The following is a 13,649-nucleotide window of genomic DNA, read 5'->3' as shown; positions in this document are numbered from 1 at the left end:
TCGACCGGTGACATCACACGCCACCAATCGCCTTATTACAGCATTCACAGCCCTGGTGCTCTGGCTTCCTGCCGGAGCCGTCGCCGCTGGCTGTGGCTCTCCCGCAACCGCTATCTCTCAGGTCCAGGGCCATCAGGCCCGCTCCCCGCTGGCAGGCGAAGAGGTCACTGTCGAGGGGGTCATCACCCTTGATTCCCGCCACCAGGGCGGTTTTCGCGGCTTTTACCTGCAACAGGCCGACGGGGAAACAGATAACAACCCGGCCACTTCCGAAGGCCTGTTTGTCTACACCAACCGCACAACCGCCAAAGCGGGCGACCGCGTGCGGGTTAGTGGCAGGGTCAAGGAATTCCATGGATTGACGGAGCTTGCCGATATCCGGCAGCTGCTGGATTGTGGCAAAGCCAGGTTACCGGAGCCGGTCACCGTCCGGCTGCCCTGGCCCGGCAATCACCCGCCGGAACACCTGGAAAACATGCGGGTGGCCGTGGCCGGCTCCCTCACCGTCATCGATAACTACCAACTGGCCCGCTACGGCGAACTGACCCTGGCAAGTGCGCCCCAAAGCATACCGACCGACATTCTCGATCCCGGCCCGGAGGCGATCCAGCTACGGCAGCATCAGCAAAAGCACCGGCTGTTGCTGGACGACAATCAAGGTGAACGTAACCCCGATCCAACACCTTGGCCGACCCCGGCGCTATCAGCCAACAACACCGTGCGCGCGGGCGATACCGTGAGCGCTCTGGATGGCGTGCTCGATTTCCGCTTTGACGCCTGGCGCCTCCAACCCATCACCGCCCCCCGCTTTCACAAGGACAATCGCCGTCCGGAAGCCCCTGAACGAGCGCCGCAAACCAGCTTGCGCCTGGTAACTCTTAACCTGGAGAACTACTTCAACGGTGACGGTCAGGGCAACGGCTTCCCAACACCACGCGGTGCGGAGACATCCGCTCAGTTTGCAGAACAGACTCGCAGACTGGTCACCGCCCTGACTCTGCCCGACCCCGACATAATCGCTGTTACAGAGCTGGAGAATGATGGCTACGGGGATCACAGCGCCCTGGTGACTCTGGCAAAGGCATTGGGCACCCACTGGCGTTACGTCATATCGGATGAAGACGCCGGTAACGATGCCATTCAGACCGGCTTACTGTACCGGGCCGATCGCGTGAAACCGGTGGGGACCGCGAAACGACTGACCGCCGGCCCCTTCAAGCGACTGGGACGGCGCCCCCTGACCCAGGTCTTCCAGCCACTGAAACAAGGTGGCAGCGTCCGCATTATCGTCCCGCACCTGAAATCCAAAGCCTGTCGCGGCGCCAGCAACAGCGACCGGGATCAGGGCGATGGCCAGGGTTGTTACAACCACCGCCGCACCGCAGCCGCCAATGCCCTGGTGCGCTGGGCAAGCGAACTGCCACAACCCGGGGGCCTGGCAGGCACCCTGATCACCGGCGACCTGAACAGCTACACCCGGGAAGAACCACTGCAGGTATTCTACCAGGCTGGCTACACCAGCATGGTTCACCACTTCCACCCCTGTGCGGCCACGGACTGTCCCCACCACACCTATCGTTACCGGGGGCGTCATGGCAGCCTGGATTACGCACTGGCATCACCGGCGCTGGCACCGAGAGTGACCGGAGCCTGGAGCTGGGCTGTCAACGCCGACGAGCCGAGAGCCCTAAGCTACCGGAATGCCGATCAAACCCCGGAGGACTCTCCCTGGCGATCCTCCGATCATAACCCGGTCATCACCGATCTCGCTCTCTGAACACCCGTTCCGCAATTGCTCGGCTGCCGCCACTCACGGGCGGCAAGGCCATCGCCCATCCTTACCATAACGGTACACTGGTTCCATACCCTGGCATCGGAACAACACAATGAAAGTACCTACCCCGAATCTTTGGCCCCTGGCCCGCACCGGCCAGCGCTGGATGCTTCAGGCCAAACGCAGGGAAGCCATGGTTGACGGACACCGCATGGTGTATCTCGAGCGCGGAACCCCCTCGGCCGACAAGCCCACGGTGTTGCTGATCCACGGTTTCGCGGCAATGAAGGAGAACTGGGCATTCTGGCTGCAGAAGCTGCCCCGGGACTGGCACATCCTGGCCCCAGACCTTCCCGGGCTCGGTGAAAGCGATTACCGCGATGATGCCAGTTACCGTTACGAGGCCCAGGCCCTGAGGCTGAGGGACTGGCTGGCCACCTTCCCCACCAGCAACATTCATATTGCCGGCAGCTCCATGGGCGGGGCGATTGCCGCCGTGCTGGCGCACCGCATGGAGCCGGCGCCCCGCTCAGTGACACTGCTGAACAGCGCCGGTATTCCGGAACACGCCGATGTCGATATCGACGCGCCGTTCGAATCCGACCGGGACGAAATCCTGATACCCAGGGACTGGACCGGCGTCTATCGCATGTTCAACACTGTCGGCAATGGCAAACCCACGGTGATGGGCATTGCCATGACCGGTCTGCTGGGCCCGGACCTGCTACAGCGGGGCGATGCCCTGCGGCATATTTTCAACGACATGCTGGCGGACGCCCTGGCGCCGGCCCGCTACCTGGGCAAAACCACGCCACCACTGCAGGTTCAGTGGGGGGACCGCGACGTCATTACCCCGACCTGCTGCGTGGACTGGTTCCGCACCGCGACGCCGGAAGCCGACATTCATGTCTTTCCCGGTGTTGGCCACCTTCCCATGCTGGAAAACCCCGGACGTTCGGCCGCGACCCTGGCCAGATTCATTGATCGCCACCAGCAATGATTGGCCTGCATGGCCTCTTGACCCGTCAGCGAAGTCATGGGGCTGGACCGAGGTAACGGTCATAATCATGTCTGAATGTCATTCCCTTACATAACAAAAACAGCATAAAACGAGGAAAAACCATGCGCGCCTCAGTATCGACCGTTCAGGATCTGGGCATGCCGGCCATATACCTGCACCTGCTAGCGGAGCTGTTGAACACCATTGGTGTTGACGAGCGGGCCCTGCTGCTACGTGTCGGTCTCGACCCGGCCCGTCTGAAATCAACGGACCTGCGTGTCAGCCAGTCCCAGGCCAGTGAATTTGTGACCCGCGCCATCATCGAAAGTGGCGAACCCGGCCTTGGCATCATGCTCGCCCGGGAGCTCAAGCTGCCGCTCCATGGCGCCCTGGGTACCGCCGTCATGAGCAGCCGCTCACTGGACGAAGCCCTGGAATTGATGACCCGCTACCTGACCCTGAGAGCCCCCCATCTGAAGGTGTCCCGTCGCCAGGAGGGCAACAACGTACTGTTCAACGTGTCCTGTGGCGTTGATCTGGGCCCTCTGCACGGATTTATCATGGACGCCATGCTGTTCGGTTGCGTGTCCATGGGCGCTCAGCTGACCGGCACTGCCGTTCCCGGCTCCGCCATCCTTCGCCGGGGCGCGGAGCCCGGCTACTTTCAGCGCTTCCGCCAGCATATTGCGGTGCCGGTACGCTACGAATCCCGGGAAGATGCCCTGGTCATTCCCCGCGCACAGCTGAGCATGCCGGTGCGTTTCAGTGACGCCCAGCTCGCGGCTTCCTCGCGGGCACAATGTGAAGAAGCCCTGAAACAGCTGACCGAGGACGCTGGATTTGCCTGCCGGGTGCGGCGAGTCATTGAAACCAGCCACCCGTTTCCTCCCAAGCTGGCAAGGGTGGCGGCCACCCTGTTCGTATCCGAGCGCACTCTGAAACGGCGCCTGCAGGAAGAGAACGCCAGCTTCCAGAATCTGGTGGACCATGTCCGCCTGGAACGAGCAGGGGAGTTGCTGAAGAATACCGGCATGAATCTGAGCCAGATTGCGGACGTGCTGGGGTATGCCGATGCCGCCAATTTCACCCGGGCATTCAAACGCTGGACCGGCACCAGCCCGAGCCACTATCGCAGCCAGGCACTGCAACCGGTCAAGACTCAGGCATCGTCGTCCATGCGGGCGACAGCCTGATGCGGATAGCCTGACCGGGGTCAGTCGATGCCGATGATCTTGTGCATTTGCAGTGTCAGCCGCCACTGCGGGTGAGCCAGGCAATACTCGGTGGCCTTGCGGGTATTGCTCTGCTTTAGCGAATCAGCCCCGCCCTCCGGCGCCGACGGGGAAGCCATCGGCGAAAGGAAATAATGGCTCGCCAGGATGTGCAGAAATTTTTCAGGCATGGCCTTGGGCTGGGGGTAAACCAGCTTCAGCTCGTCACAGCGTTCAATCACCACCGGGGCATCCGCCTTTGGACTGACACACAGCCAGTCAATACCCTCCGGCGCCGGCAGGGTGCCATTGGTTTCCACGCCAATCTCAAAGCCCGAACGATGAAAGGCTGCAATCAGATCCCGGTCCAGCTGCAACAGAGGCTCCCCACCGGTACACACCACGTAGGGGCGGCCAGGGGCGTCGGGCCACAACTTGCAAATATGGGCGGCCAGGTCATCGGCGGTATCAAAACGACCGCCGTTCTGGCCATCGGTCCCCACAAAGTCCGTGTCGCAAAAGTCACACACCGCAGTTGCTCTGTCCTTTTCACGGCCAGTCCACAGGTTGCACTTGCTGAACCGACAAAATACTGCGGCACGACCAGCCTGGGCACCCTCCCCCTGAAGGGTGTAGAAGGCTTCCTTGACCCGGTACATCAGACCCCATCCTCATACGGCAACGGATCAACCAGGCCATGGGCAGCAAAGGCTTCAAGACGCTCAACACAGGAACCGCAACGGCCACAGGCCTTGTCGCGACCGTTGTAGCAAGTCCAGCTCTGGCTGTAGTCCAGCCCCAGTTTCAGCCCTTCCGCAAGAATCTCTGATTTGTCCATGGCCATAAACGGCGCCTCGATTCCCACCGACTCGTAATTCGCCACGCGGCAGACGGCATCCATCTTTTCGACAAATGCCGGGCGGCAATCCGGGTAAATCGCGTGGTCCCCGCCATGAGCGCCATACCAGACCGAACTGGCCCCGGCGGTCACAGCATAACCGGTCGCCAGGGACAGCAGGATCATGTTGCGGTTGGGCACGACGGTCGCCTTCATGGAGCCTTCCTCGTAGTGACCTTCGGGCACGTCAACGTCGGAGGTCAGGGCCGAGCCGGCCATGACCGCCCCGAGCGCACGGATATCAATAATTTTGTGGGGAATACCGGCGTCATCACAGACCTTGCCCGCACACTCCAGCTCACGGACATGGCGCTGACCATAGTCAAAGGACAGGGCATGGACCTGATAGCCGCGAGCGCGGGCCAGGTGCAACAGCGTGAAGGAATCCATTCCCCCGGAATAAATAACAACAACAGTTTCAGACATCAGAGAATCCCGTTAGTACCCATAACAACCTCTTGGCTGTCATTGGGGTTTTACATTCGATGGGCATATTGTAACAGTGGAATGACACGATGGGTTCGCGTCTGAACAATGGGGCGGGTAAACTCGAATCACGGCACTTCAATAAAAAATCAGAGAGAATGAACTCCGAGACCAGGCCAGCATTTATCGATTTCGAGGCATCCAGCCTCGACCTTATTGCCAGTTACCCGATCGAGGTAGGAATCTGCCTGCCCGACGGACAACTACACAGCTGGCTGATTCGCCCCCATGTGCTTTGGCAGGACTGGTCGGAAAGCGCCGAGCGGATTCACGGCATCGACCGCTCCACGCTGGAAAACGAAGGCACCCCGGTTACGGAGGTGGCGCACAGTCTCAACGAACTGCTTCCCGACCAGGTGTTCTGTGACGCCTGGACCTTTGACAGCTTCTGGCTGCATCGCCTGTATCGGGTTGCCGGCGTACAACCAGCATTTCAGCTGGAATCCATATCCATGCTGCTGAATTCGGTTCAGGTCAGGCACTGGTCCGCCATCCGCCAGGATGTCATCAACCAGCTGGGCTTACCGGTCCACCGCGCCGCCAATGACGCACTGATCCTGCACAAAACCTGGGAGCAGATTGATCTGGATGCCGGCGGCGTGCAAACCGTCCCGGGTCAGAGCCACCAGGCCTGAGCCACTCCCGTCAACGGACGTCAGTGTTTCAGCCGACCGGCGCGAACGGCAATAACTTCCAGACCATCACGAAGGGTATTCAGGGTCCAGTACGTGACCAGCACCATCAGACCTGCTCCTACCATGGTAAACGTGAGGTCATCCCCCACAACCTGCCCCCTGGCCATCAGCAGGTACGCGGCCAGTGCGGCGACCAGAAACATTTCGATAACAACGTGTGAACGGAACTTTTGTCTGGCAGATCCTGATTCGTCAGGCATTTTCTTAGGTTTCAACCTCTGGATATCTGTTGAGATGAATGATTGGTTAGCAAGCATATTATCGACAGAACAGAGGGGAAATTCTGTACGAACTAGTGGCTACGAATTAACCACTATCCAAAAAAAAACGCAGCCCAGAAGGCTGCGTCGAAAGGAGAGATCCAAATGGTGCCCCACGTCTGGGTGGCTGACACCAAGGATTGCACAACGTAAAACACGTGACAGGACGAATTATGATCAGTTCTCACCACGCCGTCTGTAGGGGTTTGCCGAAGCGTCTTGCCTCTTGCAAACCCGCCGGCAGGCTATACACTGATCACTGTACCGAAACCGATAATTGCTGACAGACCGGCGCCTCTAGCACCGCCGGAACAGAGTCCGAAACCATGCAATACGTTATCCGACATTCCATGACCTACACAGGCGCAGGCTGCCACGCCGGCCAGTGTGTACTCGCTATGGTGAAAGACAACTAACGGCTTTCGGTCAGTCCCGGGAGCCTTTCGAGCAACCGGGCCAGCTTCTCCGCGAGACCCCGGTTGCCAAGGCACCGGGGTTTTTGTTTTTGCAGCCGCAAAACGACGAGGAGAACATCATGAAAAGACATCCAACAACACGTGCAGCAAACCAGCCGGCCGGCAACCAACTGGGCGCGATCAAGCGTCCTGACAAGCTGCCGCTGCTGGATGCCATCTGCAAGAAACTGAATCAGCGCGTTAACCTGGACGACGAACAGCGGGTGCTGGGTCTGTACGAGCGGGGCTGGATCTTCAATGGTGTCCTTGGCAACCTTGGCGGCGCGGAAGCCCGGTATGTAAGGGCACTGGCAACCCGCTACAACTCATGGATTGCCCGTCAGGTGGCGTAACCCGCCATTCCGGGGCCCGGGCCGGTCAATGCTGACGGCCCAGGCCCTGCATCATCGCCAGGTCACCACCGTGAACCATGGCGTAGTTGTTCAGCACATCGCGTATCTTATCCTGGGAGTAGGGCTTCACCACGTAGCCATTGGCACCGGCACTGATCGCCTTCTGGATACTGTCGATGGAATCATCGGCCGTCACCAGCACCACATGCTGACTCTCCTTCACTCCCTTGAACTCCGCCATCAAGTCGTGGCCGTTGCCATCCGGCAATCCAAGGTCCAGCAGGATGATCTGGAACTCCGCAGCATCAAACGCCGCACGGGCACCCGCCGCATCCGGGGCGGATTCAACGCCGGTAGCACCGGCCTTGAGCAGCATCTGCACCAGACGCTCACACATGACAGGCTCGTCTTCCACCACCAGCACTCTGAGTTCATTCATCGGTTTTCTCCTTAACATCCCTGATCACGATTCAAATCGTGTCACTGTCTGTGCGGCTCGGGATGGCCAATGGTTCGTGGCCAGCGGCCGGCGCTGCCGGACCGTGCAGCCCCCCGGATGGGCCGGTGTCCGTGTCTCCAGGACCTTCCCGGGTCAGGATATTGCTGATGCTGACTGCCGTGGTGTAAAGGGAGATCGCAATAATCAACAGGACGGGCTGCACGAACGCGACGAATCCCGGTACGTTGCCGCTACCCACAATACTGAGCATCAGAATAATCGCGGGACCCAGCACCACAAACAGGGTCAGCGCGATAAAGAACACAATCCGCTCCTTGAAGCGGCCCAGATCGCGATTACTGACCAGACCCAGAACGAACTTGCCAATCGCCAGTCCCGCCAGGATGGCAGCGGCAATGCTCAGGTCAGGTCGCATCAGGATGTCCGCCAGGTTACCGTCCCACAGCCGCTGCATGGTGATCACCAGGAACGGGAACAGCACAAACAGGATATCCGCGTAGGTGCCGTACATCATACTCAGGGAATGCTGCTCCTGCCGTTGTTGACTGTCACTCATTATCCGGTTCCCGTTATTGATTCTTGCCAATGGGTCATCAGGTCCGCGCTTGCTGTGCCTTCAGGGCCTGATCAATCATCTCATTGAGCCGGAACAGCTCGCTGCGAACACCATCCCAGTCCGGTTCCCCGTCCCTCAGAATGGCCTCAAGTGCGCCGGCCTGACGGGTCATCGACGGGTAACCCATGGCTCCCGCCGTACCTTTGATCTGGTGGGCTTCCTGCCTCAGGGTTCCGGCATCCGCCTGTGCCAGGGCTTCGTCCATTCGTTGCTGGCGGGCCTCCAGACCGGACAGGAACTGCACCACCAGACCATGGATATCACCATCTTCGCCGGTTTCAGGGAAACTTTCATCTGCTTCCCGCGCGGGCGTCAATGTCCGGTCCAGTAACGCCAGTAAATGCCCAATGTCTATGGGCTTGTGCAGCACGCCATCACAGCCGGCCGCCCCGAGCGCCTCGATTTCCTGCTGGTCACCCGCGGTAAAGGCGATAATCGGTCGCCGGAACCCGGCTTCCCGCAACAGCCGGGTCGCTTCCACCCCATCCATCCCCGGCATGTGTCGATCCATCAACACCAGCTGAACAGAGGCCGACAGGGCGGTGCGCACCGCCTCGTCGCCACTGGTGACCGGGATAACCTCCACCCCCTGGCGACGCAGCATGCGCTCAACCAGCTGGCGGTTGTCGTCGTTGTCCTCCGCCACCAGCACCGTACCCTGATACCGGCGGGACGCACCATGGCTCGACGCGGGCAAAACCGTCAGGTAACGCGCCAGCACTTCGTAAAAACGCTGCCTGTCGATAGGCTTGGCGAGATGTTCATTACAGCCGGCAGCGCGGTAATCGGCGATATCTTCGGCCATCACATTGGCTGTGAGCGAAACAATCGGCGTGTTTATCCCCGCCTCCCGCAAGGCGGCGGTTGCGTCACGGCCATTCATGACCGGCATCTGGATGTCCATGAGAATGACATCGAAGGATTCCCGGGTACCGGCTTCCAGCGCTTCCGCGCCGTTGCAGACATGCACGATGTCCGCTCCGGTACGATCAACCAGCATGGAAACCAGCCGGCGGTTCACCTCATTGTCTTCGGCGCACAGAATACGACCGCTTAACCGGGGCGCCTGCGCCATGGGTATGGTCCGCCGGCGCTGGCCGAGCTCCGAGGCATCACGCAGGAAATGGACGCCATCCAGCGCTCCGGTGGCGATAGACACTTCAAACTCGCTACCTTCGCCGTAGGTGCTGGACACCCTGATTTCACCGCCAAGCAGTTGCGCCAGCCGGCGCGAGATACTCAGCCCCAGCCCCGTGCCTCCGTACTGACGCGCAATGGCGGCGCTGCCCTGGGCAAAGGGATCAAACAATCGCTCCAGCTGCTCCGGCTTCATGCCGATCCCCGAATCCAACACCCGGACCAGCAGCTGCTCCTGCTGCTGATCGCAGCGCACTTCCATGGATATCCGACCATTTTCGGTGAACTTCAGAGCATTCCCACACAGATTGATGATGATCTGCCGGAAACGGGTGGGGTCGGTACGAATGGTTTCCGGCAATGGAAAGGCGCAGTTAATCTGGAAATCCAGGCCCTTTTCCCGGGCCCGGGGCGCAAAGAAAGCACGCACTTCCTCCAGCAGCTCCGGGAGGTCGACGGACACAATGTCCACATCCAGCTTATTGGCATCGATCTTCGAGTGATCGAGAATGTCGTTCACCAGATCCAGCAAGTGGCGACCGCTACGCACCACCGTTTCTGCGCTGCTGTGCTTTTCGCGCTCACTCAGTCCCGGATCGAGAAGGGTTTCACCGTATCCGATGATCGCCGCCAGGGGCGTGCGGATCTCATGGCTCATGTTAGCGAGGAACTGACTCTTGGCCTCTGCGGAGTTGCGGGCCAGCTCTTTTTCCAGCCGTTCCTGCTCCCGCTCCCGTTCAATACGCTGGCGCTGATGCCGCTCGGTGGCATCGATGCAGGTGCCTTCCAGGTGGGCCGGCAGACCGGCAGCGTCGTATACCGCATGCAGAGAGATCGTAGCCCAGCGTTCGGTGCCGGAACGGGTATAATAGCGGGCCTCTATCCCCTTCACGGTTCCCCGGGTCTCCAGCTGCTCCACCACCCGCCGCCGCACCCGCTCATCGGCAAAACAGGTGGTCAGCACGTCGGGGTTGTCGTCCAGCAGTTCGCGACTGCTGTGATAACCCATCAGCCTTGCCATCGCTGGATTCGCGGTTACAAAACGCCGGTCCAGGGACATCTGGAAAACCCCTTCAATGGCGTTATCGAACAGCGACTGGTACCGGCGCAGGTTGGCCAGGGCACGCTCGCTCCAGCCCAGCGCTTCTCCCTGAACCTGCTTGATTCGATCAGCCAGGGCAAAGGAGAACAGGATGATCTGCGCCGTCAGGCCAAACTGGGGCGAGTAGGATGTGAACATGTTCACCGGCAGGTACCCCATGACTGTCAGCGCATAGATGCCAAACCCGACCAGGGCCAGCGTCCAGGCAAAGAAATAGGAGCGGGCAGCCGGGTTGTAATAGCGCCAGGACAGGAAACTCACCAGAATCATCAGAATGCTGAGCAGGATGGAGCCCAGCACGATCCACTCCATGGCCAGGTGGTAGGGCAGGAAGAACGACAGCACAAACGTTACCACCACCGAATAAAGGCACAGTCGGATAACCTGGTCCAGGCCCGCCGACCGTTCCCGGGTTTCCAGCAACGACCGGGCCATCAACAGGCCCCAGAACCAGGTCATCATGATCTGGAAATGCAGGTATTCCTTGTCGAGGAAGGCCGGTCGCTCGGCAAACAGCTGGGTACCATGCACCTGCTCGGTGGCGATGAACACCGTGGCCGACACCAGGTAGAGCACATAATAGATATTGCTGCGTTCCCGTACCGATACCGCAACAAACAGGTTGTAGGCCAGGATGGCCAGAATACTGCCAAGCAGGATGCCGCGGACGGCCTCGTCCACCGATACTTTTTCAATGTAGCTGTCCGGATGCCAGAGCGAAATGGGCAAGCGAAAGGTGTTGGTGTTGGTAATCCGGAGGTAAATACGGGCGGGCTGACCCGCCGCCAGCGAGAGCCGGAACGTCGGATTGGGCACCGCCAGATCACGGGAGGACCAGCCTCCCTCATAACCGGCCCGGCGTTGCTCGACCAGCTCACCATCCTGCACCACATAGAGCACCACCTCGTCCACCAACGGCAGCGCCAGTTCCAGAATCCAGTCCGAGAGCGCGGCACCCGCACCGACCCGGACATCAAACCTGGCCCAGTAGGCCGACTCGGTATAGCCGAAGTTCAGCACGCCACCTTCATGGCGGGTAAAAGCGGGGGCGCTTTCAGACACAATGTCGTTGAAGCCCAGGGAATGGTCGGGGTCCTCCAGGAACCAGACGCAGTTCCCCAGGTCCCGCACACTCGTCGTCGCACTGTTCAGCACAATGTTGCCGTCCTGGCACTGATCACTGGCGACTGTAACGGTAGACAGGCAAAGCGCCAGCAGGGCAAGGATCGGTCCCATCAATCGATGGATAGGCAGTGGCCGTTGCCGCAAAATGTGATCTCCGCGAGGGTAGCTACCTGTTTTATGGTTTATTGTCAGCAGTCGGACCGGGGCAAGGTGTTCGCGCTCCGCAGACCGTCACTTTAGCGTTTAAACACCCTTTTCGCACCTCGGGACCACCTGAAATGAGACATGCCTGCGTTATTGCCGTGACAACCATCATGACCTCGGGTTTGGTGGGGTGTGGCCCCGACAGCTCAGGAGGCGACGGCTACCTCAACCCGGCCACGGACGTGGACCTGCCCGTGGCGACCTTCCGGCTCCAGAATACCGAAGGCCTGGCGCCGGTTCTGCAATACACCATATTCCGGGATTTCTACCGCGGCATCCAGCCCGCCAATGAAGGCGATGACGAAGGCACCGCCCGGGCACTGCGGGAACACCTGGATCCGTTCCTCGGCGCCACCCCCAACGGGGAGGGTACTGACTACACCAGTGTGAGGAACCCGCTGGACCTGATCAACGAAGTTATTCGCCTGGGGACGGTCGACAATTTCAATGAAGGCCGGCAACTGATGCGGGACAGCGTCAGTGAAGGTGAAGCCTCCACCTACAACACACCCGCAAACGATGCACTGATCCGCTTCAGCGAAACAAACGGAGACGCCAGCGCGCCAACGGCCGACCGTACCTGGATCTACCCCATGCTGGACTGGACCAATACACCGAACCTGGGCAAGGTTTTCCGGGCAACCCAGTATGTCGCGAGACAACCGGGGGACGATGATGAAACCGTAGCAGAGGTCGCCAGCGCATCATGGAGCGGCCGCTACGATGCCAGCACGTTTGGCACCTCCGGATTCAACCAACCCGAGTTTGCGGCCACCAGTTTTACCGGCCGAACCCTGGGCAACGTGGAGCTTCTTCAGGAATTCGTTGGCAACCAGCGGGATACACTGACGCTGACCAGCGCCAGCGGTATCAGCATCAACGGTGAAAATCCTGACTGCATCCGCGCCGTGCTCGACTATAACGACCAGCAGGTTCGGGTGTTTACCTCCAGCGATGAGCCACCAACGATAGCAGAGAATGGGGAGGTGACCGCCAATCCGAACCATTGCGGCAACCAGCAGAATGGCGAGGAGACCCGCCGCTATGACACCATTGCCATCGGGCGCCGTCAGTAACTACCGCCATCCCGTAGCCCCCAGTTCCGCAGAAAACCTTTCTTGCGGTCCAGCATTCGCTCATAAGCGGAAATCATGATGGCTGCATGGGGGGCACTGACAAGGCGAAGGGTTTCAATCCGCCGCTCCAGGCGTTCCACCTCGGAACTGACCTGCGCCCGGACGTGGGAACGCACGCTATCGTGGTGATCCAGCTTGACCAGGCGAGCATCGTCCTGCCCGGTGGGAATGTGAAGGTTGTCTTCCATCACGCGTCTCTTCCATTGAGTAGTGGGTATCCGTACCGCACTTTGAATTTTGCACAACTGTCAGACAGAACTCAACAATGATGAATTTAGTTTCATATATTTTGTGCGGCACGGGCACTGCGCCCTGAAAACAGGCCCACATTCTCCTGCTATAGTTTGGAGTTATACGAACAAACACACCAACCAGACGAGCGCCACCCATGAGCCAGACATCCGTTGCCGATACCCTGAGGGAATATCTCTCACTGCTAGAGCTACTGGACGACGCGTACTGGGAAGCCAGCTGCATCCGGCACAAGGACATGCTGTACGACATCATCAGCATCTTCAGTCAGGAAGTGTCTGAGATAAACAAGCTCAGCGTGATGGATCACCATTACCCCTACGAAGTCATCACCGAGGGCATACGCCGGGTGGTTCCGAAACTTGAGAGGCTGGATGAGTATCGGGAGGACGTGATCCAGCGCACCCAGACACTGACGGATTTCCGCGACATCCTGTCGTCAGTGCTGGGCATACTGGAAGACCAGTTGCAGACGCTCTGAACCG

14 protein-coding genes are annotated in these 13,649 nt (G+C 59.7%); 7 read left to right on the top strand and 7 right to left on the bottom strand.

What is annotated here, in order from left to right; genetic code table 11:
• Positions 1-7 precede the first annotated feature (7 nt).
• From ACQUWM_RS13235 to ACQUWM_RS13225, 3 genes are all read left to right on the top strand, one after another.
• Positions 8-1,777, top strand: a complete 1,770-nt coding sequence (locus ACQUWM_RS13235; protein ID WP_407001751.1) for an ExeM/NucH family extracellular endonuclease — start codon at positions 8-10, stop codon at positions 1,775-1,777.
• Between the two features lie 109 nt (positions 1,778-1,886).
• On the top strand, positions 1,887-2,774 hold the full coding sequence (locus ACQUWM_RS13230; protein WP_428922467.1) for an alpha/beta fold hydrolase: 888 nt from the start codon (positions 1,887-1,889) through the stop codon (positions 2,772-2,774).
• Between the two features lie 122 nt (positions 2,775-2,896).
• On the top strand, positions 2,897-3,967 hold the full coding sequence (locus ACQUWM_RS13225) for an AraC family transcriptional regulator ligand-binding domain-containing protein (RefSeq protein WP_428922466.1): 1,071 nt from the start codon (positions 2,897-2,899) through the stop codon (positions 3,965-3,967).
• Between the two features lie 20 nt (positions 3,968-3,987).
• On the opposite strand, the gene queE is transcribed toward ACQUWM_RS13225, so the two are convergent.
• Together queE and queC are read right to left on the bottom strand one after the other, a co-directional pair.
• Positions 3,988-4,644, bottom strand: coding sequence for a 7-carboxy-7-deazaguanine synthase (gene queE, locus ACQUWM_RS13220; RefSeq protein WP_428922465.1), 657 nt, complete (start codon positions 4,642-4,644; stop codon positions 3,988-3,990).
• Entirely contained in the window at positions 4,644-5,309 is a 666-nt protein-coding gene (gene queC / locus ACQUWM_RS13215) for a 7-cyano-7-deazaguanine synthase QueC (RefSeq protein ID WP_407001747.1), read from the bottom strand. The genes queE and queC overlap by 1 nt, the downstream gene beginning before the upstream one ends.
• A 158-nt stretch (positions 5,310-5,467) precedes the next feature.
• On the opposite strand from queC, the gene ACQUWM_RS13210 reads away from it, so the two are divergent.
• The gene (locus tag ACQUWM_RS13210) at positions 5,468-6,004 is read left to right on the top strand and encodes a 3'-5' exonuclease (RefSeq protein ID WP_407001746.1); all 537 of its coding nucleotides are present in this window, start codon (positions 5,468-5,470) and stop codon (positions 6,002-6,004) included.
• A gap of 20 nt (positions 6,005-6,024) precedes the next feature.
• On the opposite strand, the gene ACQUWM_RS13205 is transcribed toward ACQUWM_RS13210, so the two are convergent.
• Positions 6,025-6,264, bottom strand: a complete 240-nt coding sequence (locus tag ACQUWM_RS13205; protein WP_407001745.1) for a hypothetical protein — start codon at positions 6,262-6,264, stop codon at positions 6,025-6,027.
• A 595-nt stretch (positions 6,265-6,859) separates the two neighbouring features.
• On the opposite strand from ACQUWM_RS13205, the gene ACQUWM_RS13200 reads away from it, so the two are divergent.
• Positions 6,860-7,132: a hypothetical protein gene (locus ACQUWM_RS13200; RefSeq protein ID WP_407001744.1), complete on the top strand. Its 273-nt coding sequence runs from the start codon at positions 6,860-6,862 to the stop codon at positions 7,130-7,132.
• Between the two features lie 25 nt (positions 7,133-7,157).
• Here ACQUWM_RS13200 and ACQUWM_RS13195 read toward each other — a convergent pair whose 3' ends face one another.
• Genes ACQUWM_RS13195 through ACQUWM_RS13185 form a run of 3 tightly spaced genes read right to left on the bottom strand, consistent with a single transcriptional unit; the run spans position 7,158 to position 11,683 of the window.
• Complete coding sequence (locus tag ACQUWM_RS13195) at positions 7,158-7,571, bottom strand: response regulator (RefSeq protein ID WP_407001743.1); 414 nt, start codon at positions 7,569-7,571, stop codon at positions 7,158-7,160.
• Between the two features lie 31 nt (positions 7,572-7,602).
• On the bottom strand, positions 7,603-8,148 hold the full coding sequence (locus ACQUWM_RS13190) for a hypothetical protein (protein ID WP_428922464.1): 546 nt from the start codon (positions 8,146-8,148) through the stop codon (positions 7,603-7,605).
• Between the two features lie 37 nt (positions 8,149-8,185).
• Positions 8,186-11,683 carry a response regulator gene (locus ACQUWM_RS13185; RefSeq protein WP_428922484.1) on the bottom strand — a complete coding sequence of 1,166 codons (3,498 nt, stop codon included), beginning with the start codon at positions 11,681-11,683 and terminating at the stop codon, positions 8,186-8,188.
• Between the two features lie 167 nt (positions 11,684-11,850).
• Here ACQUWM_RS13185 and ACQUWM_RS13180 point away from each other — a divergent pair, with 167 nt between their 5' ends.
• Complete coding sequence (locus ACQUWM_RS13180; protein ID WP_407001741.1) at positions 11,851-12,852, top strand: hypothetical protein; 1,002 nt, start codon at positions 11,851-11,853, stop codon at positions 12,850-12,852.
• Here ACQUWM_RS13180 and ACQUWM_RS13175 read toward each other — a convergent pair.
• Positions 12,846-13,100: a hypothetical protein gene (locus tag ACQUWM_RS13175; protein WP_406989744.1), complete on the bottom strand. Its 255-nt coding sequence runs from the start codon at positions 13,098-13,100 to the stop codon at positions 12,846-12,848. The genes ACQUWM_RS13180 and ACQUWM_RS13175 overlap by 7 nt on opposite strands.
• A gap of 200 nt (positions 13,101-13,300) precedes the next feature.
• Here ACQUWM_RS13175 and ACQUWM_RS13170 point away from each other — a divergent pair, with 200 nt between their 5' ends.
• Entirely contained in the window at positions 13,301-13,645 is a 345-nt protein-coding gene (locus ACQUWM_RS13170) for a hypothetical protein (RefSeq protein ID WP_407001739.1), read from the top strand.
• Positions 13,646-13,649 lie beyond the last annotated feature (4 nt).

It is taken from the genome of Marinobacter sp. DUT-3 (genome assembly GCF_050379435.1).
GTDB lineage: Bacteria > Pseudomonadota > Gammaproteobacteria > Pseudomonadales > Oleiphilaceae > Marinobacter.
This window is presented reverse-complemented; position numbering and strand designations above follow the sequence as displayed.